At 66.0% G+C, this 20,414-nt stretch carries 22 protein-coding genes; 15 read left to right on the top strand and 7 right to left on the bottom strand.

Annotation, left to right across the window (positions count from 1 at the left end):
• Positions 1–527 precede the first annotated feature (527 nt).
• From WP12_RS01735 to rpoN, 6 genes are all read left to right on the top strand, one after another.
• Positions 528–1,268, top strand: coding sequence for a TerC family protein (locus WP12_RS01735; RefSeq protein WP_046192045.1), 741 nt, complete (start codon positions 528–530; stop codon positions 1,266–1,268).
• A gap of 67 nt (positions 1,269–1,335) precedes the next feature.
• Complete coding sequence (locus tag WP12_RS01730; RefSeq protein WP_046192044.1) at positions 1,336–1,953, top strand: ribonuclease D; 618 nt, start codon at positions 1,336–1,338, stop codon at positions 1,951–1,953.
• Between the two features lie 129 nt (positions 1,954–2,082).
• Complete coding sequence (lptC, locus tag WP12_RS01725; protein ID WP_046192043.1) at positions 2,083–2,751, top strand: LPS export ABC transporter periplasmic protein LptC; 669 nt, start codon at positions 2,083–2,085, stop codon at positions 2,749–2,751.
• 1 nt (position 2,752) lies between these two features.
• Positions 2,753–3,292 (top strand): LptA/OstA family protein, encoded by a 540-nt coding sequence (locus WP12_RS01720; RefSeq protein WP_046192042.1) that lies wholly within the window; start codon positions 2,753–2,755, stop codon positions 3,290–3,292.
• 198 nt (positions 3,293–3,490) lie between these two features.
• Positions 3,491–4,267 (top strand): LPS export ABC transporter ATP-binding protein, encoded by a 777-nt coding sequence (lptB, locus tag WP12_RS01715; protein WP_046192041.1) that lies wholly within the window; start codon positions 3,491–3,493, stop codon positions 4,265–4,267.
• Between the two features lie 74 nt (positions 4,268–4,341).
• Positions 4,342–5,880, top strand: a complete 1,539-nt coding sequence (rpoN, locus tag WP12_RS01710) for an RNA polymerase factor sigma-54 (protein ID WP_046192040.1) — start codon at positions 4,342–4,344, stop codon at positions 5,878–5,880.
• Here rpoN and WP12_RS01705 read toward each other — a convergent pair.
• The 3 genes from WP12_RS01705 to WP12_RS01695 form a co-directional block, all read right to left on the bottom strand.
• Positions 5,877–6,071: a hypothetical protein gene (locus tag WP12_RS01705; protein WP_152663853.1), complete on the bottom strand. Its 195-nt coding sequence runs from the start codon at positions 6,069–6,071 to the stop codon at positions 5,877–5,879. The genes rpoN and WP12_RS01705 overlap by 4 nt on opposite strands.
• 52 nt (positions 6,072–6,123) lie before the next feature.
• A complete protein-coding gene (locus WP12_RS01700; protein ID WP_152663852.1) occupies positions 6,124–6,588 on the bottom strand; it encodes a hypothetical protein in 465 nt (154 codons plus the stop codon).
• A gap of 103 nt (positions 6,589–6,691) precedes the next feature.
• Positions 6,692–7,957 (bottom strand): NupC/NupG family nucleoside CNT transporter, encoded by a 1,266-nt coding sequence (locus tag WP12_RS01695; protein ID WP_046192037.1) that lies wholly within the window; start codon positions 7,955–7,957, stop codon positions 6,692–6,694.
• Between the two features lie 140 nt (positions 7,958–8,097).
• Here WP12_RS01695 and WP12_RS01690 point away from each other — a divergent pair, with 140 nt between their 5' ends.
• The 6 genes from WP12_RS01690 to WP12_RS01670 all read left to right on the top strand — a co-directional run bounded on the left by WP12_RS01690 (position 8,098) and on the right by WP12_RS01670 (position 11,963).
• Entirely contained in the window at positions 8,098–8,751 is a 654-nt protein-coding gene (locus tag WP12_RS01690; RefSeq protein ID WP_046192036.1) for a queuosine precursor transporter, read from the top strand.
• A gap of 66 nt (positions 8,752–8,817) precedes the next feature.
• Positions 8,818–9,723 carry an acetylglutamate kinase gene (gene argB, locus WP12_RS01685; RefSeq protein ID WP_046192035.1) on the top strand — a complete coding sequence of 302 codons (906 nt, stop codon included), beginning with the start codon at positions 8,818–8,820 and terminating at the stop codon, positions 9,721–9,723.
• Between the two features lie 86 nt (positions 9,724–9,809).
• Positions 9,810–10,112 carry a YggT family protein gene (locus WP12_RS01680; protein WP_046192034.1) on the top strand — a complete coding sequence of 101 codons (303 nt, stop codon included), beginning with the start codon at positions 9,810–9,812 and terminating at the stop codon, positions 10,110–10,112.
• Positions 10,109–10,426 (top strand): DUF167 domain-containing protein, encoded by a 318-nt coding sequence (locus tag WP12_RS23845; protein ID WP_152663854.1) that lies wholly within the window; start codon positions 10,109–10,111, stop codon positions 10,424–10,426. The genes WP12_RS01680 and WP12_RS23845 overlap by 4 nt, the downstream gene beginning before the upstream one ends.
• On the top strand, positions 10,423–11,316 hold the full coding sequence (gene folD, locus WP12_RS01675) for a bifunctional methylenetetrahydrofolate dehydrogenase/methenyltetrahydrofolate cyclohydrolase FolD (protein WP_046192033.1): 894 nt from the start codon (positions 10,423–10,425) through the stop codon (positions 11,314–11,316). Before WP12_RS23845 ends, folD begins: the two co-directional genes overlap by 4 nt.
• Before the next feature lie 5 nt (positions 11,317–11,321).
• Positions 11,322–11,963 (top strand): MarC family protein, encoded by a 642-nt coding sequence (locus WP12_RS01670; RefSeq protein WP_046192032.1) that lies wholly within the window; start codon positions 11,322–11,324, stop codon positions 11,961–11,963.
• Here WP12_RS01670 and ybaL read toward each other — a convergent pair.
• The 3 genes from ybaL to WP12_RS01655 form a co-directional block, all read right to left on the bottom strand.
• Entirely contained in the window at positions 11,950–13,614 is a 1,665-nt protein-coding gene (ybaL, locus tag WP12_RS01665) for a YbaL family putative K(+) efflux transporter (protein WP_046192031.1), read from the bottom strand. The genes WP12_RS01670 and ybaL overlap by 14 nt on opposite strands.
• A 242-nt stretch (positions 13,615–13,856) precedes the next feature.
• A complete protein-coding gene (locus WP12_RS23300) occupies positions 13,857–14,309 on the bottom strand; it encodes a hypothetical protein (protein WP_152663851.1) in 453 nt (150 codons plus the stop codon).
• A gap of 204 nt (positions 14,310–14,513) precedes the next feature.
• Entirely contained in the window at positions 14,514–16,319 is a 1,806-nt protein-coding gene (locus WP12_RS01655; protein WP_046192030.1) for a hypothetical protein, read from the bottom strand.
• A 368-nt stretch (positions 16,320–16,687) separates the two neighbouring features.
• Here WP12_RS01655 and WP12_RS01650 point away from each other — a divergent pair, with 368 nt between their 5' ends.
• From WP12_RS01650 to WP12_RS01640, 3 genes are read left to right on the top strand one after another with little or no spacing between them, the layout of a single operon-like run.
• Positions 16,688–17,104, top strand: a complete 417-nt coding sequence (locus WP12_RS01650; RefSeq protein WP_046192029.1) for a GtrA family protein — start codon at positions 16,688–16,690, stop codon at positions 17,102–17,104.
• Entirely contained in the window at positions 17,101–18,075 is a 975-nt protein-coding gene (locus tag WP12_RS01645) for a glycosyltransferase family 2 protein (protein ID WP_200894439.1), read from the top strand. The genes WP12_RS01650 and WP12_RS01645 overlap by 4 nt, the downstream gene beginning before the upstream one ends.
• Complete coding sequence (locus tag WP12_RS01640; RefSeq protein WP_046192027.1) at positions 18,075–18,806, top strand: class I SAM-dependent methyltransferase; 732 nt, start codon at positions 18,075–18,077, stop codon at positions 18,804–18,806. Before WP12_RS01645 ends, WP12_RS01640 begins: the two co-directional genes overlap by 1 nt.
• On the opposite strand, the gene WP12_RS01635 is transcribed toward WP12_RS01640, so the two are convergent.
• The gene (locus WP12_RS01635; protein WP_046192026.1) at positions 18,734–20,350 is read right to left on the bottom strand and encodes a hypothetical protein; all 1,617 of its coding nucleotides are present in this window, start codon (positions 20,348–20,350) and stop codon (positions 18,734–18,736) included. The genes WP12_RS01640 and WP12_RS01635 overlap by 73 nt on opposite strands.
• Positions 20,351–20,414: the final 64 nt, after the last annotated feature.

The raw sequence follows: 20,414 nt of genomic DNA, 5'->3' as shown, positions 1-20,414 counted from the left end.
CCGCCAAAGCGATCACCGCCACCGCCGCCGCCACCGAAGCGATCCCCACCGCCTCCATAACCGCCGCCGCCGCCACCACCGAAGCGATCGCCGCCGCCGAAGCCGCCGCCACCGCCTGCATAGCCACCGTAACTCTCGTCACCGAAGCCGTCGCGCTTGTCCCTGCCGCCGCGCGGACCGCGCTTACCTCTATCGAAACCCATGCCTTGCAGTTCTTCCCGAATCTCGCCCCAAGTATCGAAAGGTCGCTGCGCCGGGCGCTGGCGCAGCCTCCTTCCGGCGTGCAAAATCAGCCACGCCAAAAAAAAGACATAAAGCAAATGGGCCCAGTCTGCGAGCGCTTTTGCTACATTCCCCGTTCAGCGGGCGCGGCGATACGAGGCAAAGCGCCGCCAAACCGAAAATGTTACCGTGATTTCTAACGCTATCGGGCATCGTTTCGCGCTTGATTCGTCCCTAGACGGAGTCGCTGCCGCTCCGAGTCGCGCGGTCGTTTTCCACTTCCTCCCTTTCTTCCGAAGGACATCATGCAGGACATCGCCGTCATATTCGCCGACCCGGCCAACTGGGCCGCGCTGGCCGCTCTCGTGACGATGGAGGTGGTGCTCGGCATCGACAACCTGATCTTCATCTCGATTCTGACCAACAAGCTGCCCGAACAATATCGCGCCCGCGCCCGGACGATCGGCATCGGCCTGGCGCTGGGCATGCGGCTCGTGCTGCTCAGCCTGATCGCCTTCATCGTCACGCTGACGCGGCCGGTGTTCGAAGCGTTCGGCCATCCGCTGTCGTGGCGCGACATCATCCTGATCGCTGGCGGCCTGTTCCTCGTCTGGAAGGCAACCACCGAGATCCATCACAGCGTCGATCAGAATGACGAAGGCGACCTGTTCGATGCGAAGCGGGTCGGACTGGGCTTCGGCGCTGCGATCTTCCAGATTATATTGCTCGACCTCGTCTTCTCGATCGATTCGATCATCACGGCGGTCGGCATGACCGAGCATGTGCCGATCATGTTCATCGCGGTGATCGCCGCGGTGGCGACGATGATGACCGCGGCGGGCCCGTTGTCGCGCTTCATCGAGAAGAACCCGACGATCGTGATGCTCGCGCTCGCCTTTCTGTTCATGATCGGCATGACGCTGATCGCCGAGGGCTTCGGGGTGCATGTGCCCAAGGGCTATATCTACGCCGCCATGGCGTTCTCCGCGCTGGTCGAGGGGCTGAACATGGTCCAGCGCCGGGCGCGGCAGCGGAAGGCGAAGTAACGCTCGACGGGCGGCGGGAGAGGGACTTGTGGTTGCCCTGCTCCCGCCGCCGCCCTAATGCGGGCGGATGACAGTCTATTTGCATCAGGAAGACCTGCCCGAGGGCGTCCTCGCCCCCGGCCCCGTCGCCGTCGACACCGAGACGATGGGGCTGATTACCCCGCGCGACCGGCTCTGCCTCGTCCAGATCTCCGATGGCGGCGGCGACGAGCATCTCGTGCGCTTCGCCGCGGGCAGCGATTATGCCGCCCCCAATCTGCGCGCCGTGCTGGCCGATCCCGACCGGATCAAGCTCTATCATTTCGCGCGCTTCGATCTCGCCGCGATCAAATATTATCTCGGCGTAGTCGCGGCCCCCGTCTATTGCACCAAGACCGCGTCGCGGCTGATCCGTACCTATACCGACCGGCACGGGCTCAAGGAGCTGGTCCGCGAACTGCTGGGCCAGGAAGTGTCCAAGCAGCAGCAGTCTTCGGACTGGGGCGCGCCGGACCTGTCCGAGGCGCAGAAGGACTATGCCGCGTCGGACGTGCGCTATCTCCACGCGATGCGGAAAATTCTCGACGAGCGGCTGATCCGCGAGGGCCGGATGGAGCTGGCCCAGGCCTGTTTCGATTTTCTCCCCGCGCGGGCGGAACTCGATCTGGCAGGTTGGCCCGAGATCGACATCTTTGCGCATGTCTGAGGCTATGGCGCATTCTCCGTCGGCGTCATTCCCGCGAAAGCGGAAAGCCATGGACGGCGGCGCGCTGAACCTCTTGCCCGTCGTGACCGTGGATACCCGCTTTCGCGCGAATGACGTGGAGGGCGCAGCATGTCCGAACTAGCCGATCGCGCCCGGACCGAGCGCCAGCTCTGGGCGGCGACCGGGAGCAGCCACGACCGCCTGATCGCGAGCCTGCGGCTGATCCTGCCGGTGGCGATCCTCGTGCTGGTGATCCTGCTCGCGCTGGCGCCGCTCACCGTCGGCCGCGACATAAGCTTCGTCCTCTCGAAGGACAGCGTCGAGCTCGCGCGCGAACGGATGCGCGTGACGTCCGCGACCTATCGAGGCGAGGACGCCAAGGGCCAGCCGTTCGAGCTGAGCGCCGGATCGGCGGTCCAGGTCTCGTCGCGCGACCCGGTGGTGCGGCTGCAATCGCTCGCCGCGAAGATCCAGCTTCAGGACGGCCCCGCGCAGATCGATGCCAGGCAGGGCCGCTATGACATGGACAGCGAGAAGGTCGCGATCGACGGCAAGGTGCTGTTCCGGTCGGCCGACGGCTATCATATCGAGACCCGCGACGTCGGCATCGACCTGAAGACCCGTCAGGTGGCGAGCCAGGGCCGCGTCGATGGCCGGATGAATATCGGCACCTTCGCGGGCGACCGCTTCACCGCCGATCTCAACACGCGGGTCGTGGTGCTCGAAGGCCGCGCCCGCTTGCATATCGATCAGCGACAGGCCAGAGCGACGCGCAAGACGAATGTTGGAGGACGGTAAGATGCGGCGTGCGGTGCTGGCGAAATCGCTGCTGGGCGCGATCCTTGCCGGATCGGCCTGCGTCGCGGGCGCGCAGGCGGTGTCCTCGCTGAAGAATCACAACAGCAACGCCCCGGTCGATTTCGCCGCGGACCGCATCGAACTGCAGGATCGCGCCGACCGCGCGGTGCTGACCGGCAATGTCGTCGTCACGCAGGGCAGCATGACACTGCGCGCGAGCCGCGTCACCGTCGCCTACAACTCGGCGGGCCAGACCGAAGTCACCCGCCTCGATGCGTCGGGCGGCGTCACCCTGACCAGCGCAACCGAAACCGCACGCGCCCAGTTCGGCATCTACGACCTGCGCAGCCGCCTCGTCACGCTTATCGGCGGCGTTTCCCTGTCGCGTGGCGGCAAGGGCGAGACGCGCGGCAACCGGCTGGTGCTCAACATGAACACCGGCTTCGCCACCCTCGATGGCGGATCGGTCGGCGGCGGCGGCGGACGCGTCACCGGACGCTTCACGCCCCCGCCCCGTCCCGCAGGGCCCAGCAAGAACTGAAGATGACCGTGGCCCCTGGGCCGCGAAGCATCCCGCCACGTCGCCCGCCTGTGGCGGCCCGGGGCGACCAGTTAGACCAAGCGCAGCATTTCAGCGACTTGTCGTGCATCAAAAATCGCCATGCATGAAGCTTGCCAGTTTCCATATGGCCGGGCTTTCGCTAATCAGGGGCGACCATAGGCTCCCGGACGATCCCGCATGAATGATACCGCCACCCTCCAGCGTCCGACCGGCTCCAGCGGCCCCGCGGTCGTGCGCGGGCTTTCGGTCGTCTCGATCGCCAAGACATATGACAAGCGCCAGGTGCTCAGCGACATCTCGCTCGATGTCGCACGGGGCGAGGTCGTCGGGCTGCTCGGCCCCAATGGCGCGGGCAAGACGACCTGCTTCTATTCGGTGATGGGGCTCGTCCGCCCCGATGCCGGCCGCATCCTGCTCGACGGCGACGATATCACCACCTTGCCGATGTACCGGCGCGCGATCCTCGGCCTCGGCTATCTGCCGCAGGAAACGTCGATCTTCCGTGGTCTCACCGTCAGCCAGAACATCCTTGCCGTGCTCGAACTGATCGAGCCCGACAAGGCCCAGCGCATGGAGCGGCTCGACGCGCTGCTCGGCGAGTTCCACCTGACCCATCTGCGCGACTCCGCGGCGATGTCCCTGTCGGGGGGCGAACGCCGCCGCTGCGAGATCGCCCGCGCGCTCGCCGCCGATCCGTCGATCATGCTGCTCGACGAGCCCTTCGCCGGCATCGACCCGATCTCGATCTCGGACATCCGCGAGCTCGTCCGCGACCTCAAGAGCCGCGATATCGGCGTGCTGATCACCGATCATAATGTCCGCGAGACGCTCGACATCGTCGACCGCGCCTGCATCATCTATGATGGCAAGGTGCTGTTCCAGGGCAGCCCTGAAGCGCTGGTCGCCGATCCCAATGTCCGCCGCCTCTATCTCGGCGAAGGCTTCTCGCTCTGATGCCAGGGTGGTTTCAATGAAATTGAAACCACATGGCCCCGGACACCCTCCTTTCGAGGAGGGTCAATAAGGCCATGGCGCTCGGACCCCGCCTCGACCTCAGGCAAAGCCAGTCGCTGGTGATGACGCCGCAGCTTCAGCAGGCGATCAAGCTGCTGGCGCTCTCCAATCTCGAAATCGAAGCCTTCATCGCCGAGGAGGTCGAGAAGAATCCCCTTCTCGAAGGAACCGGCACCGAGATTTCGGATGCGCCTGCCCCCGGCGGCGGCGACAATGACGGCTTCGAGGGGGGAGAGGACTTCGATGGCGAAGGCTTCGACAGCGCCGATCTCGAGCCAACCGCCGACCGGCTGATCGAGTCCGGTGACGCACAGGCCGATGCGCCGCTCGACGCCGATTATGACGCCGAAACCTTCCACCACGACAGCGCCACCGACAGCATGCGGGGCATGGATGGCGGGCTGGGCATCGACGGCGCGGGCGGCGGATCGGAAGAAGCGCCCGATCTCGACACCTTCGCCGCCGCCTCGATTTCGCTGCACGACCACCTCACCGCGCAGGCCGGCGAGCTGTTGTCGGGGGCCGATATCGTCATCGCGGCGCAGCTGATCGATATGATCGACGAGGCCGGCTATTTCGAAGGCCAGACCTTCGAGGTGGCGCAGCGTCTCGACGTTCCGCTGTTCCATGTCGAGCGTGTGCTGGCCGTAATCCAGAGCTTCGACCCGAGCGGGGTCGGCGCGCGGAACCTCGCCGAATGCATTGCGATCCAGGCGAAGGAAGCCGACCGCTATGACCCGGCGATGGTGAAGCTGATCGACAATCTCGACCTGCTGGCGCGCGGCGCGATACCGCAGCTTCGCCGGCTTTGCGGGGTCGATGAAGACGACATGGCCGACATGATCCAGGAACTGCGCGGCTATGATCCCAAACCCGGGCTACGCTTTGGGGGCGAGCCGCCCGCCCCGGTCGTCCCCGACATCTTCATCGCGCGCACCGCGAGCGGCTGGGCAATCGAACTCAACTCGGCGACGCTGCCGCGCCTGCTGGTCAACCGCGCTTATTATGCCGAGCTGTCGAGCGGCCCTCAGGACAAGACGAGCAAGGCCTGGCTCAGCGAATGCCTCGCCTCGGCCAACTGGCTGATCAAGGCGCTCGACCAGCGCGCGCTGACCATCGTCAAGGTTTCGCGTGAGATCGTGAAGCAGCAGGAGGCGTTCTTCCTCAACGGTGTCGAGCACCTCCGTCCGTTGACCTTGAAGGCGGTCGCGGACGCGATCGGCATGCATGAATCGACGATCAGCCGGGTCACGTCGAACAAATATCTGATGTGCGAGCGCGGCCTCCACGAGCTCAAATATTTCTTCACCAGCGGGGTGGCCGGCACCGATGGTGGCGATGCGGTCTCGGCGGAGGCGGTGAAAAGCCAGATCGCCAAGCTGATCGCCGCCGAGGGCGACGATATCCTGTCCGACGACAAGCTGGTCGACCTGCTCAAGGACAAGGGCTTCGACCTGGCCCGCCGGACGGTGGCCAAATATCGCGAGGCAATTGGGCTGGGATCGTCGGTCCAGCGGCGTCGGCAACGCGCGATGGGCGCGCGGGCGGCTTAACCGCTCGACCTGTTCCCGAACGATCGTCCGGCAAGCACAGGGTTGGCACCGCTGGGAATCGTCGCCACCAGCCGGTCGCCGCACCACAGGTCGCATTCCAACTTTTCGCGGCGAAGGGCGAGAAGCGCCAGGGCTTCACTGTCGTCCTCCGCTTCGAAATCGAAGCGATCGACGATGGCGTCGCCGTCCATACAGAAGATGAAATAACGCGACACTGCCGAACGCTCTGCTCCTGTCACTGGCTCAGAGATTCAGCTTCCCCGGCCGATAATCGACCGGACATGGTGATGCCGGCAGCGCACGCGCCGATCCGGCGAGAGACAGGCTCGCCGAAACGCCGTTGGTGAAGCTGACATCGAGCGTCTTGCCGGCACGGATCGCTTGCCACAATTGAACGAAGGCGCCGGCATTGCCCTTACTCTTCGTCTCGATCAGGCCGTTGCCGTTGCTCTTCATCACGAAGGTGCGGTTGGCGGCGCGAAAACCAATCTGGCTGTCCGACGGTGCGATCACGCCGTTGACGGCGACCGAGATGTCGGCGCCCTGTCCGTCGGGACAGGCAATGATCATATAGCTGCCCCGGTTGCCGAGGTCGCCGACCGTATAACGGGCAATGCCAGGATCGGGATCTACCGACCATTTCGTCGGCAACGCCATGATCGGCACTGATACAAGCGCGGCCGCGCCGACCGCCCATGCTGCTTTCATCATTACGCTCCCAGCGTGGTTACGGGCCCTTAACGCACGGGAAGCGATTTGGTTGTCTCGGCCTTCGCTGCGCGTCCAGGCTCCCGCCGGGTAACGCCCCATTTCACATCGGGATCATCAATCCAGCGAGTGCCGCCGACATCAGGTTGGCAAGGCTGCCCGCGATCAGCGCCTTGATGCCGAGACGCGCGATCACCGGCCGCTGGTTGGGGGCGAGGCTGCCCGCGGCGGCCATCTGGATGGCGATCGACGAGAAGTTGGCGAAACCGCACAACGCGAAGGTGATCACCGCCACGCTGTGCGCACTCAGCGTCTCCTTGATCTGGCCGAGGTGGATGTAGGCGACGAATTCGTTGAGCGCGATCTTCTCCCCGAATAGTCCGCCGGCCACCTGCGCCTGATCCCATGGGATGTTGAGCAGGAACATCACCGGCGCGAAGACGAAGCCGAGCAACTGCTGGAAGCTGAGCGCCGGATAGCCGAACCAGCCGCCGATCCCGCCGAGCAGGCCGTTGGCGAGCGCGACGAGCCCGACGAAGGCGAGCACCATCGCGCCGACCGCGACCGCAATCCGAACACCGGTCTGCGCGCCCATCGCCGCCGCCATGATGATATTATCGGGCCGCTCGTCGGCCTCATGCGCCTCGGCGACCGCGATCACCTCGTCGCTCTCGGGCACGTCGCCCAGCGGCAGTTCGCCCTCGGGCACGCGTGGATCGGGCATGATGATCTTGGCCATCAGCAACGCGCCGGGCGCCGACATGAAGCTGGCGGCGAGCAGCAGATCGATGCTGATCCCCATCGCCGCATAGGCGGCCAGGATAGTGCCCGCGACGCCGGCCATGCCCGATGTCATCACCGCGAACATCTGATGCGGCTTGAGCCCCGCGAGGTAGGGACGGATCACCAACGGTGACTCGCTCTGCCCGACGAATATGTTCGCCGCCGCACACAGAGATTCGACCCTGGATACCCCGACCACCTTCTCGATCGCGCCGCCCACCCAGCGGATCACGAACTGCATGATGCCCAGATAATAGAGGATCGAGACGAGCGAGGCGAAGAAGATGATCACCGGCAGCGCGGCGAGTGCGAAGCTGGCCCCGCCGATCTCGGGCTTCACCAGCGATCCGAACAGGAAATCGGTGCCCGCCTGCGCATAGCTGAGCAGATTGGACACGCCCCCGGAGGCCCCCGCCAGCGCGGCGCGGCCCCACGGCACATAAAGAACGAGGAGCGCGATCCCGGCCTGCAGCGCGAAAGCCGCGCCGACCACGCGGAGCCGGATCGCCTTGCGGTCCGACGACAGCGCCACCGCCACCAGCAGGATCAGCGCGATGCCGGCTAGGCCGATCAGCAACTTCGTCATGAATCTTTTTGCCCTTTGCAAGCCGCACCGGCCGGTGCGGGATCGACGGTAGTCGAACAATTATGCCGTCACCATGCCGTGCGGCGGGGGCGGGTCAAGCGGCTCTTTCGCCGCAAGGGGAAAGCCGATAGCAGAAGGGCATGGAAACATCGTCCGCCAGCCCGATCGCCAGCCGTTCCCTCTTCATCTTCTCGCTCTTCTACGGCGGCATGGTCTGCATCGCCGGCGTGCTGGGCGTGAAGCAGGTCGCGCTCGGGCCGCTCGTCGTCGAGGCTGGCATCTTCGCCTTCCTCCTGCTGGTCGTCATGGCGAGCGCGATCGCCGAACTCCATGGCCGCGCGACCGCCGATGCGCTGGTCCGCTGGGGCTTCCTGCCGCTGATCGCCTCGGCGCTGCTGATCCAGATCGTGCTCGCGCTGCCCACCGATCCGGGCATGTATCCGCCCGCGATCGACGCCTTCCCGATCGTCGTCGGGCAGAGCGCGCGGATGATGATCGCCGGGCTGATCTCCTACGGTTTGTCGCAGACGCTCAACGTGCTGATCTTCGATCGGCTGCGCGGGCAAGGCGGCGCGGGACGCTTCGTCTGGCTGCGCGGAATGATCGCCAGCGTGGTGAGCCAGATCTTCGATACGCTGCTGTTCATCACGATCAGCTTCTATGGCGAGCGTGAGATCGTCGGCCTGATGGGCGGCCAGATGACGGCGAAGATCGTCCTGTCGGTGGTGCTGGTGCCGCCGCTGATCACCGCCTTCGTGGCGATCGGCCGCAGGCTGGATGCGCCGAAAGCCTGATCCGGGTTACAGAGCCGGGATGGCCGATGGTTGTAGCAAGACTTTCTAGGCGCTAATGGCCCCCGCATGTCGACCGATCACAGCCTCGATCCGATCCTGCTCGCCAAGGCGGAAACCCTCACCGAAGCACTGCCCTATATGCAGCGCTATGCCGGCGAGACCTTTGTCGTGAAATATGGCGGCCATGCGATGGGCGACCCCGAACTGGCGCGCGATTTCGCCGAGGATGTCGTCCTGCTCAAGGCGGTCGGAATCAATCCCGTGGTCGTCCACGGCGGCGGGCCGCAGATCGGCAAGATGCTCAAGACGCTGGGCGTCGAGAGCAGCTTCGTCGACGGGCTGCGCGTCACTGATGCCGAAACCGCCAAGGTCGCCGAGATGGTGCTATGCGGATCGATCAACAAGGAAATCGTCTCCTGGATTTCGCAGGCCGGCGGCCGCGCCGTCGGCGTGTCAGGCAAGGACGGCCGAATGGTCGTCGCCGAAAAGGTGCGCCGCACCCGGCGCGATCCCGACAGCAATATCGAACAGGTCGTCGACCTTGGCTTCGTCGGCGAACCCTCCGATATCGACCGGCGGGTGATCGACACCATTTCCAAGGCCGGCATGATCCCGGTGATCGCCCCGATCGCGATCGGCGAGGACGGCCATACCTATAACGTCAACGCCGACACCATGGCGGGAGCGATCGCGATCGCGCTGGGCGCGGCGCGGCTGTTCCTGCTGACCGACGTGGCCGGCGTGCTCGACAAGGAAAAGCAGCTCATCCGCGACCTGACGCCGAGCCGGATCGCCAAGCTGCGTGAGGACGGCACGATCCAGGGCGGGATGATCCCCAAGCTCGAAACCTGCGTCCACGCGATCGAGGGTGGCGTCGATGCCGCGGTCATCCTCGACGGACAGGTGCCGCACGCGATGCTGATCGAAGCCTTCACCAAGCGCGGCGCCGGCACGCTGGTGTGGATGGGGTGACGGGATCGTCGATTTGATGCCGTCTCTCCGTTGCCGCTGACGCCAACGATCATTACATCGGCGGTCTCACTCTCGAAGGGTATCTGATGCTTCTCCTTGTTCTGCAGATCGCCGACCTGCTGCTGGGCGTGCTGCGCTGGATCATCATCATCCAGGCGATCATGTCGTGGCTGGTCGCGTTCAACGTGATCAACACCTATAATGATTTCGTCCGCCAGATATTGTTCGCGCTCGATAAGATCACCGAGCCGATCTACCGCCCGATCCGCAAGGTCATGCCCGATTTCGGACAGCTCGACCTCTCCCCGCTCGTGGCGCTGCTGCTGATCATCATCCTGCAGATGGTGCTGGGCCATGCGATGGCGCAGGTGATGGCGGCTGGCGTCTGACCGCCTGGACGGTCGCACCCGACGGCATCACCCTCGCGGTCCGCGCCAGCCCGAAGGCGGCGCGCGACGCGATCGAGGGGATCATCACTGCCGATGACGGGCGCGACTGGCTCGCGGTCAAGCTGACTGCCCCGCCCAGCGACGGCGCGGCGAACGAGGCGCTGGTCCGGCTTCTCGCAAAGGCGCTGGGCGTGGCGAAACGCGACGTGGCACTGGCCAGCGGTGCGGCCTCGCGGTTAAAGAGGCTCCATATCACGGGCGATCCCGCCGCATTGGCGGCCGCTCTCACGACGATCACCAGGGGGAAGGCATGAGCGCGGACATCATCGACGGCAAGGCATTCGCGGCGGACCTGCGCGCGAAAGTGGCGGCGATGGTACCCGCATTCCGCGCCGCCGCCGGCCGCGCGCCGGGGCTCGCCGTGGTGCTGGTCGGTGAGGATCCGGCGAGCCAGGTCTATGTCCGGTCCAAGCATAAGGCGACAGTCGAAGCCGGGATGGAGAGCTTCGAGCATCGCTTGCCCGCCGATGCTACCCAGGACGAACTATTGGCCACGGTCCGGCAACTGAACGCCGACGACAGCGTCGACGGCATCCTCGTTCAGCTGCCGCTTCCCAGCCATATCGACGAAAATCTGGTGATCGCGACGATCGATCCCGACAAGGATGTGGATGGCTTTCACGTCACCAATGCGGGCCGGCTCGCGGTGGGCCAGCATGGCTATGTGCCGTGCACCCCGCTCGGCTGCCTGATGCTGCTGCGTGACCGGCTCGGCTCGCTCAGCGGGCTCGACGCGGTGGTGATCGGCCGGTCGAATATCGTCGGCAAGCCGATGGCGCAGCTGCTGCTCGCTGAAAGCTGCACCGTCACCATCGCCCACAGCCGCACCAGGAATCTCGAAGAGGTGGTCCGCCGCGCCGACATCGTCGTGGCGGCGGTCGGCCGGCCGGAAATGGTCAAGGGCGACTGGATCAAGCCGGGCGCGACCGTGATCGACGTCGGCATCAATCGCGTCCCAGGCGCCGAGCCGGGCAAGACGAAGCTGGTCGGCGACGTCGATTATGCCGGGGCCGCCGAAGTCGCGGGCGCGATCACCCCGGTGCCGGGCGGGGTCGGCCCGATGACGATCGCCGTCCTGCTCCGCAACACGCTGGTCGCCGCGCATCGCCGCGCCAGCCTGCCGCTCGCCCCCGACGCGATCTGACCGCGATGATGGCGCTGTTCCTCTCGGCCTTCGTCACCCTGTTCGTGGTGATCGACCCGCCGGGCTGCGCGCCGATCTTCGCCAGCCTGACCAACGGCGCGTCGGACCCGCAGCGCCGATCGATGGCGGCGCGCTCGGTGATGATCGCGGCGGTGCTGTTGCTGCTCTTCGCGCTGGTCGGTGAAAAGCTGCTCGACACGCTGGGCATCAGCCTCGACGCATTCCGCATCGCCGGCGGCATCATGCTGTTCCTGATCGCGCTGGAGATGGTGTTCGAGAAACGCACCGAACGGCGTGAGGAACGCGCCGACGAGATCAGCCGCAAGGCCGCCGAGGAGCACCGCCCCGTTGAGGATATCTCGGTCTTCCCGATGGCGATTCCTATGATCGCCGGCCCCGGCTCGATCGCGACGGTGATGCTGCTCGTCTCGCGCAGCAGCGGCATCGATCAAACGCTGACCGTCCTCGCCGCGCTCGCGGCAGTGCTGCTTCTCACCCTCGCGGCGCTGTTCGCCGCAGGCCCGATCATGCGCGTGCTGGGCCCGAAGCTCGAAGCGATGATAACCCGCGTGCTCGGCGTCCTCCTCGCCGCGCTGGCCGCGCAGTTCATCATCGACGGGATCACCGCTGCATTCAGGCTGGGATAGGGCCGGCCTTCCCTTTCAGCATCGCCACCATGTGGCTGGCGATCGCGCTTTCGCCCATCACGACCTCACAGGTGCCGAGCTTCTGGAGGTGTTCGGCCTCGGCATCGCTATGCGCGCGGGCGATGACGCGCAGTTCGGGGTTGAAGCGGCGGGCCCGCTCCAGCACCGCGCCAGCCTCGAACCCTTCGGGGATGGCGATGATCATCGCCGCCGCGCTGGGCAACCCCGCCGCTTCGAGGACGTCGTCGTCGACGGCGTTGCCCTGCACCACCTCGATCCCTTGCCCCGCCGCGTTGCGCGCGCGCTCGGGGTCGTCCTCGATCAGGACGACCCAGCGGCCCGCCGCGCGCAGCGACTCGTTGATCCGGCTGCCGACCCGGCCGAAGCCGACCAACACGACATGGCCCTTCATGGGCGCCGGTTCCGTTTCCTCCGGCTTCGCCGGTACCGGCCCCGCGACGGATTCCTTCTTCCCGCGCTTCGGCGTCACCCACGAGAAAATGAACGGATTGAGGAAGATCGAGATGATCGCCCCCGCCAGGATCAGGTCCCGTCCCTCCGACGGCAACACACCCAGGCCGGTGCCGAGCGAGGCGAGGATGAACGAGAATTCGCCGATCTGCGCCAGACTGGCCGCTACGGTCAGCGCGGTCTCACGCGAGTAGCGGAAGGCGCGAACGATCGCGAAGGCCGCGACCGACTTGCCGACGATGATGATCAGGACGACACCGAGCAGGGGCAGCGGCTGCTCGACCAGCACCTGCGGATCGAACAACATTCCCACCGAGACGAAGAACAGCACCGCGAAGGCATCGCGCAAGGGGAGCGTCTCCTCGGTCGCGCGGCGGCTGAGCGGAGTTTCGCCGAGGATCATCCCCGCGAAGAAGGCGCCCAGCGCGAAGGAGACGTCGAACACCGCCGCCGCTCCAAAGGCGACGCCAAGCGCGATGGCGAGAACCGCGAGGCGGAACAGTTCGCGTGAGCCGGTATGGACCACCCAATGCAGCGCCCACGGTATCACCCGCCGCCCGACGATCAGCATCACCGCGACGAATCCCGCGACCTTCAGGCCGGTGCCGGCAAGCGCGGTCATGATCTCGCCGGCGCCTCCCGAGGCGGCTTCGTTGAACGCATGGTCGAGCGCCGGGAGCAGGACCAGCGCGAGCACCATCGCCAGATCCTCGACGATCAGCCAGCCGACCGCGATGCGGCCGCGCTCGCTGTCGACCAGATCGCGGCTTTGGAGCGCGCGCAACAGCACCACCGTGCTGGCCACCGACAGCGCGAGACCGAAGACGAAGCCCGCGAGGATGTTCCAGCCCATCGACCAGGCCATCGCCATGCCGAGCAGCGTCGCGACCGCAATCTGGACGAGCGCGCCGGGCACCGCGATCCGTTTCACCGCGAGCAGGTCGCGCAGCGAGAAGTGGAGGCCGACGCCAAACATCAGCAGGATGACGCCGATCTCGGCCAGTTCGTTGGCGAGGCCGCTATGCGCGACGATGCCCGGGGTGAACGGGCCGACGATGACGCCCGCCACCAGATAGCCGGCGATCGGAGAGATGCGTAGTCGATGGGCGAGCGCACCCATGAAGAAGGCGACCACAAGCGCGGCCACGATCGTCGCGATGAGCGGGGTGTGATGGGGCATATATTTCCTTGTAGGCGCTGCGTGGCGGGCGCGTCGCGATCCCGCCACGCAGGGCTGCTATTGTGCGGTCAGGCTGAGCACGCCGACGATGGCCATCGTCGCGCTGGCCAGACCCGCCCAGACGGCGGATGTGAACCACCAGGGCGGCCGCTTCCGTTTCTTCATATCTGATCCTCTCGGCTCGGCCGGTCAGCGCCGGCCTTGGCAGAAGCGCCACGGGCGATGCCGCGGCGGCAGAGTGATCAGGCGGCCGGTGGAGGCCGGGCGTAGAGCGCGATATCAAGCGTTCGCGAATGCGGGAAGAATAGGCGGAAAGCGGTGATCGCGGCTGGTGCGACGATGCCGACGATGACGAACAGCGCCGGTGCGCAGGCGGGCCGCGCGGCCTGATCGAGCTGATCGCGGAGGCCATCGCCGAGATCGTCATCGGCGCTGCGCAACAGGGTCGGCTTGGCGACCGGCGGCCGCGAGCGCAGCGCGACGATCGTGGTCGAAGGATCGAAGGCCGAGCCGATCGTACGGGTGGCGGGCAAGCCGGATGGCAGCGTCGCGCAGATGACCGCCGTGGCCAGCGACATCCACAGCGAGAGGATGAAGCTGAATCGCCCGGTCGGGCCGGTCATGCCGGTACGGCTGTCGAGGCGATCATGCGCAGGCACCGGGAGGCTATAGCACAAGCGAGGCGAAATGGCCATCGCGCGGCCCCCGCCGCGCTCTGTCAGGCAAGCGCCGCGAGGCAGTGCCGATGCCTGGTTCGGTCAGGATTCCGCAGGCGGCCGCTCTGGAAGCTCGCCGGTATAGCGGCCGGCCCGCTCCTCCACCCAGCCTCCCGATATACTACAGTGCATCGCGAGGTTCGGCGGGAGCGGGCCGGCGCCGCGTTTCCGCAAGGCCTGACACTAATCGATTCTCCGCCACAGGCGGAACGGCGACCCCTCCGGCAGTTCGACCGGTTCGAGCCATGCCGGCACGTCCCCATTGATCAGCTGCATATAGAAGCCCTTGGGGGCACGCGCCTTGTAGATGGTCGATTCGGCCATGCCGGGGCACAGCAGCACCATCGTCGCGCCGCGCCGCTGCATCACCGTCCGCGCGACATCGGGCGAGGTCGCGCGGAAGGCGTGGATGACGTCGAGGATCGCCTCGCCGTTGCGGTGGTACGGGCCCGCGATCGCGCTGTGCCGGGTCATCGTGATCAGGCGTGGCCCCATGTCGACGAAGGTGAGCATCGTCGCGGGCGGCAACCGATCGATCTGGCCGAGCGCCGGAATGGTCATGCAGCGGCCCGGCTTGCCGCTCGCCCGCGCTTCGCATCCGGCGCGCTTCATTTCCTTGTCGTTCTTCGGGATCATCGACACGAACTGGGCAAGCTGGCCCGACAGCGCGAAGAAGGCGAGCAGCGTGCCACCGACCCGGATCAGCGCCGAACCCGAGTCGAGCAGGCGCGGCAGGATCAGCCAGGCGAGCGCGCTCGCCCCGAACACGCCGATCGCCTGCGCCTGCGGCCCGAAGCGCGACTGCCAGGCGAGGCCGCATGCGGTAAACAGGCTGAGCACGGCGATCGAGATCCACACCGGCCCGGTCGCCTGTGCGCGCGCCCGCCAGGCGGCGGTGATCGCGCCGATCGCGCCGATCACCGGCAGATAGGCGATGTCGAGCGCGTCGCGCCACGGCTTGGTATAGAGCGGCTTCACCTCGCGGACGTTGCTGAACCACAGCCTTTCGAGCTCGGGCGAGATCGCCTCGGGCCGGCCGATGCAGTGCGGGAAGCTGATGAGGAAGAAGGCGGCGATCCCCGCACCGGCCGCGACCAGCAGCGCGAAGCGCACCGCGCGGCCATCGACACGGGCGAAGCTGAGCCCCAGCAGCAGCCCGCCGGTCAGCAGCAAGGTCGACAGATAGACCGGCGACAATACGTCGCAGACCATCGCCCGGTTGTCGTAGGAAGCGAAGCCGCCGAAGGCGATCGCGCAGCCCCCGCCCAGCGCGATTGCATAGGCCGCCATGCGTCCCGCTTCGGCGCGGTCCCAGACCCAGCGCAGCGCGATCGACGCACCGGCGATCGCCATCACCGGGATCAGTTCCAGCCCGATGCCGAAGGACACCGCGGTGGCGATGCCTGCGGTCGCCCCGCCGCGCCGCCCGTTGGGATCGGCCAGCCCGGCGATGACGATCAGCAGCATCGCGAGCTGCCAGCCATGATGGTCGATGCGCAGCGGCATCCACATGAACAGGGTGGTCTGCGCGCACATCAGAATCGCGAAGGCGATCGGATAGGCGCGAGGATGGACGAGCCGCCGAACCGTCAGGATCATCGCCCACAGCGCCGGTGCGAAGGCCAGCATCGGCGCGACCGCACAGGCGATGCGATAGGCGGTGAAATCGCCGACGAACGGTCGGAATATCAGGATCAGCCCGGCGATCGGCAAATCGACGATGCGCGACCAGTGGATGTTGAGCCCATCGGGCGGCGCGAGCTTATGTTGCCGCAGATCGAACCAGGACTGGCCGGCGAGCCAGGCCTTGACCTCGGCGAGGCGCATATTGTCGTCGGTGTCGCTCAGCGAAAGCCAGCGGACCTGGCCCCATTTATAGACGAGGAAATAGGTACATGCGCCAATGAAGAGCAGCCAGAAGACCGTGCGCCAGCGGCGCTCGATCCAGGCCAGCATCCGTTCTTCCACTGCCGTTTCGCTGTCCTGCATCCGTCCTCGCTTAAGGGCCAAGATGACGCGCCGCAACGGGAGAAGCCGCGCGGGCCCCGATAGCGGCCGCCGGCCGCGGATTTTCCGCCCGGAGTCACGAAAACGTCATGCCCGTCGGGCACTCGGCGGCCCGCGCAGGATCATTCGTTCGGCTCCCGTTCAGGATCGAAACGTTTTTATGTGCACATCCGGACACGGATACGCGGGGATCGGACTGGCAATTTCCATCTCGCGGGAGACGCTCCTTCGGGGTTCCCTTGCCCCGGGGAGCGTTTTCTCCCTGGCGTCGGGCAACGCCCTCGCCCGCGAAAGCGGGAGAGGCCTCGGTACTTGAGGCGTCCGCGCTTTTATGGAAGAGCGCGGGGAGAATGCCTCGCACACCCTATATGACCCACGAGCGGATGGTGCTGCTCGGCCAGCTCGTGCGCTACGGGATCACCGGAGTATTGGCGTCACTGGTCAATATCGGCATCTATCATGGCTGCGTGCAGATGGGCGGGCTCGATCCCAATCTCGCCTGGACGATCGGCTTCGTCGGGGCGGCGACCACCGGCTATGTCATCCATGGCCAGTGGAGCTTCAAGGGCCATGGCAGCCGCGACCGGCAGGCGACGCGCATCACGCGCTTCATCATCGTGTCGCTGATCAGCTTCGCGCTCAACAGCCTGTGGGTCTGGCTGCTGGTCCAGCATATGGACCTGCCGCTCTGGGCCCCCTATCCACCGGTCCTGTGCGTCACCCCCCTGCTGGTCTTCTGGCTCAACCGCGTATGGGTATTCGAATGAACCCGCTCCTTTCGATCATCGTGCCCGTCAAGGACGAGGAAGAGGCGATCCCGCCCTTCGTCACCCGAATGACCGGCGTGCTCGATGGGCTGCGCGATCCCGAAGGCGCTGCGATCGGTTGGGAGATCCTGTTCGTCGACGATGGCAGCACCGACCTGACGATGGCGGCGATCCTGACCGCCCACGATGCCGACGGACGGATCGGGGCGCTGTCGCTGTCGCGCAACTTCGGCAAGGAGGCTGCGCTGTCCGCGGGGCTCGACAATGTCCGCGGCCAGGTGGTCGTGCCGATCGACGTCGACATGCAGGATCCGCCCGAGGTGATCGGCGACATGATCGCCAAATGGCGCGAGGGATTTGAGGTCGTCTATGGCGTGCGCCGCAACCGCATGACCGACAGCTTCCCCAAGCGGCTGACAGCCGATCTCTATTATCGCGCGCACAACTGGCTCTCGATGGACAAGATCCCCGAACATGCCGGCGATTTCCGCCTGCTCGACCGCAAGGTCGTCGAGGTGATCAAGCGGATGCCCGAGCGCAACCGCTTCATGAAAGGCCTGTTCGCCTGGTCGGGCTTCCGCCAGACCGCGGTCGAATATGACCGGGTCGAACGCGCGATCGGCACCACCAAGTTCAACTATTGGAAGCTGTGGACGCTGGCGATCGACGGGATCACCTCGGCATCGACCGCGCCGCTCAGGGTCTGGTCCTATGTCGGCGCGATCATCGCATTGCTGGCACTGGTCTATGCGGTCTTCATCGGGGTGCGCACATTGATCCTCGGCACCGATGTCGCGGGTTATCCCTCGCTGATGGTCGCGATATTGTTCATGGGCGGGGTGCAGCTGCTTTCGCTCGGCGTCCTCGGCGAATATGTCGGCCGCATCCTGGTCGAGACCAAGCACCGGCCGATCTATATCATTCGCCAGCGTGTCGGCTGCCCGGATGCGCACGAAAGCGAAACTGCCTGATGGACCGCGCGACCTATGACCGCATGGCCGAGATTGACAAGGATCATTGGTGGTTCGTCGCCCGGCGGCGGATCATCGCCCGGCTGATCGAGCGCCATCGCCCCAAGGCGGGGCCGCTGCGCATTCTCGAAGTCGGGGCCGGCACCGGCTCCAACCTCGACCTGCTCAAGAGCTTCGGCACGGTCGACGCGATAGAGCCCGACGATGGCGCGCGCGCCTATGCCGAGCAGCGCAGCGGATTGAAGATCAAGAGCGGCTATCTGCCGAACGTTCCGCTTGACGACGGCGCCTACGACCTGATCGTCCTGCTCGACGTGCTCGAACATATCCCGGGCGACGTTGAGGCGCTGACCTATCTCAGGGACAAGCTCGCCCCCGGCGGCAGGATCATCGTCACCGTCCCCGGCAGCCCGTGGATGTGGAGCGCGCATGACGTCGCGCATCATCACCAGCGCCGTTACACCACCGCTTCACTCAAGCGCAGCTTCCGCGCGGCGGGGCTCAATCCCCGCTTCACCACCCATTTCAACAGCCTGCTCTTTCCGCTGATCGCGGCTGTGCGGATCGCGGCGCGGCTGACCGGCAAGGGCGGCGGCGATGACGCCATGCCGTCGAGGCCGGTCAACGCGGCGCTCACGGCGATCTTCGGCGCCGAGCGTCACTGGGTCGCGACGATGCCCATCCCCTTCGGCGTATCCATGGCGAGCGTCGCGGAGCCGGTGATCCGGTAGAGCGCACCGCGCTCGCCGCCGTTCCACACCATTTCCAGCGACGGATCGTTGCCGGGCCAATGGTCCTGCGACGCGTTGATCAGCCACAGATAATCGAAGGCGTGGCGCGGGAAGAGCGTGACCGAGCTTTCGATCGTTCGGGCGTTGCGCGCGCGGCAGTTTTTCGGCCGCATCACCTGGGTGGGATCCTCGGCATAGCCCTTGGCGGCGGCATATTTGATGCTGAGCAACTGCGCGCCGGGCATCGTCCACTGGCCGTTGACGAAGGCCTCGCGCCGCACGATCGCCATTGCGCCGAGATGTTCGAGCCGCGGCGATTCCCAACGCGATAGGCACGGCAGCTCGACCAGCGCGAAGACCCGGCTGTGCGGCTTGATATGATCGAGCGCCTTGAGCTGCGCCTCATGCCATTTGGCGAAGCCTGCGAAGCGTTCGGTCGACTGGTAGACACGCGCGCCGAAGATGATCACCGCGAGCGCGGCGACGGTGCTGAGCGCGATCCGGTTGGTGAAGCGCGGCACCACCCCGATCACGCCGATCGCGATCACATAGGGCGCCAGCCGCATGTCGGCATAGGCCGACCCGATCACGATGCGCGGCATCAGGATATAGGCGATGATCAGCACGAGCAGCGCGACGCCAAGGGTGCGGCGCATGCGGAAGCCGACTTCACCCGATCCGATCGAGATCATCCCGAACAGCACCAGCAGGATCAGCCCGCTGACGAGGCCGACGTCGAATTCCATCCAATGGGTGCGCAGCGACGAGATCAGATAGACATATTTGGCGATCCAGTTGAACCAGTCGATCGTCTCGCCGGCGACATTGCCGGATCGCCACAGCAGCATCAGCAGCATCGGCGGAGCGAGCGGCAGACAGTGCAGCGCCCCGCGCCACAGCGCCTCGAAATAGCCGCGCCCCTCGACATCGCGCATCCGCACGATCTCCGCCGAGAAAGCGAGCAGGCCGAGCACGCCCCAGGCGAAGCCGTGCCCGAGCCAGATCAGCCCCCCGATCGGAACGAACAGCATCGCGCGCAACCGGATGCGGCCGGTTCGCGCCAGATAGAGCCACAGCGCGAAAGCATTGAGCGCCAGCGCCATCGCCAGCACATAATTGATGAAGCCCCACTGGAACGGCCAGCAATAGGCGAAGGGCGCAACCAGCCCGGCCGTGGCGGGCAGGCGGCCATGAACCTCGCGCGCGATCAGCAGCAGGCCGGTGATAGTGAGCAGCGGCACCGCCATGACGATCAGCTTCACGCCCAGTTCGAGCCCGAATATCTTCGCCATCGGCACGATCAGCAGATCGACGCCGAGATTGCCCATCAGCGCCCATTGAAAGCTGTAATAGCGGCTGAGCAACGGCGAGGTCGGATCGGCGATCTCGACCCGATAACGCCCCATATGCCCCATCAGGTCGATCAGCGGCGGCACTTCGGGACGCAGCAGCGGCACCACCGACAGCAACGCCAGGAAGGCGATGTACCAGTTGCTGGTCCACCAGCCCTGCGGCGGCGTTACGGGTGGCGTCGAACGAAACATAGGCTTTCGGCCTTATGTCGCGCCGCATGGGACGGCAAGAGGGTGCCACGAGGCCACGATCCGC

This window comes from Sphingomonas sp. SRS2, assembly GCF_000971055.1.
Taxonomy (GTDB): domain Bacteria; phylum Pseudomonadota; class Alphaproteobacteria; order Sphingomonadales; family Sphingomonadaceae; genus Rhizorhabdus.
The sequence above is the reverse complement of the archived record's forward strand: the minus strand, read 5'-3'. Positions and strand labels throughout refer to the sequence as shown.

Bases quoted from the DNA above. Each gene is read 5' to 3' on its own strand.
- WP12_RS01735 (WP_046192045.1), top strand. From the start codon at position 528: ATGCAGGACATCGCCGTCATATTCGCCGACCCGGCCAACTGGGCCGCG.
- WP12_RS01730 (WP_046192044.1), top strand. From the start codon at position 1,336: ATGACAGTCTATTTGCATCAGGAAGACCTGCCCGAGGGCGTCCTCGCC.
- lptC (WP_046192043.1), top strand. From the start codon at position 2,083: ATGTCCGAACTAGCCGATCGCGCCCGGACCGAGCGCCAGCTCTGGGCG.
- WP12_RS01720 (WP_046192042.1), top strand. From the start codon at position 2,753: ATGCGGCGTGCGGTGCTGGCGAAATCGCTGCTGGGCGCGATCCTTGCC.
- lptB (WP_046192041.1), top strand. From the start codon at position 3,491: ATGAATGATACCGCCACCCTCCAGCGTCCGACCGGCTCCAGCGGCCCC.
- rpoN (WP_046192040.1), top strand. From the start codon at position 4,342: ATGGCGCTCGGACCCCGCCTCGACCTCAGGCAAAGCCAGTCGCTGGTG.
- WP12_RS01705 (WP_152663853.1), bottom strand. From the start codon at position 6,071: ATGGACGGCGACGCCATCGTCGATCGCTTCGATTTCGAAGCGGAGGAC.
- WP12_RS01700 (WP_152663852.1), bottom strand. From the start codon at position 6,588: ATGAAAGCAGCATGGGCGGTCGGCGCGGCCGCGCTTGTATCAGTGCCG.
- WP12_RS01695 (WP_046192037.1), bottom strand. From the start codon at position 7,957: ATGACGAAGTTGCTGATCGGCCTAGCCGGCATCGCGCTGATCCTGCTG.
- WP12_RS01690 (WP_046192036.1), top strand. From the start codon at position 8,098: ATGGAAACATCGTCCGCCAGCCCGATCGCCAGCCGTTCCCTCTTCATC.
- argB (WP_046192035.1), top strand. From the start codon at position 8,818: ATGTCGACCGATCACAGCCTCGATCCGATCCTGCTCGCCAAGGCGGAA.
- WP12_RS01680 (WP_046192034.1), top strand. From the start codon at position 9,810: ATGCTTCTCCTTGTTCTGCAGATCGCCGACCTGCTGCTGGGCGTGCTG.
- folD (WP_046192033.1), top strand. From the start codon at position 10,423: ATGAGCGCGGACATCATCGACGGCAAGGCATTCGCGGCGGACCTGCGC.
- WP12_RS01670 (WP_046192032.1), top strand. From the start codon at position 11,322: ATGATGGCGCTGTTCCTCTCGGCCTTCGTCACCCTGTTCGTGGTGATC.
- ybaL (WP_046192031.1), bottom strand. From the start codon at position 13,614: ATGCCCCATCACACCCCGCTCATCGCGACGATCGTGGCCGCGCTTGTG.
- WP12_RS23300 (WP_152663851.1), bottom strand. From the start codon at position 14,309: ATGGCCATTTCGCCTCGCTTGTGCTATAGCCTCCCGGTGCCTGCGCAT.
- WP12_RS01655 (WP_046192030.1), bottom strand. From the start codon at position 16,319: ATGCAGGACAGCGAAACGGCAGTGGAAGAACGGATGCTGGCCTGGATC.
- WP12_RS01650 (WP_046192029.1), top strand. From the start codon at position 16,688: ATGCCTCGCACACCCTATATGACCCACGAGCGGATGGTGCTGCTCGGC.
- WP12_RS01645 (WP_200894439.1), top strand. From the start codon at position 17,101: ATGAACCCGCTCCTTTCGATCATCGTGCCCGTCAAGGACGAGGAAGAG.
- WP12_RS01640 (WP_046192027.1), top strand. From the start codon at position 18,075: ATGGACCGCGCGACCTATGACCGCATGGCCGAGATTGACAAGGATCAT.
- WP12_RS01635 (WP_046192026.1), bottom strand. From the start codon at position 20,350: ATGTTTCGTTCGACGCCACCCGTAACGCCGCCGCAGGGCTGGTGGACC.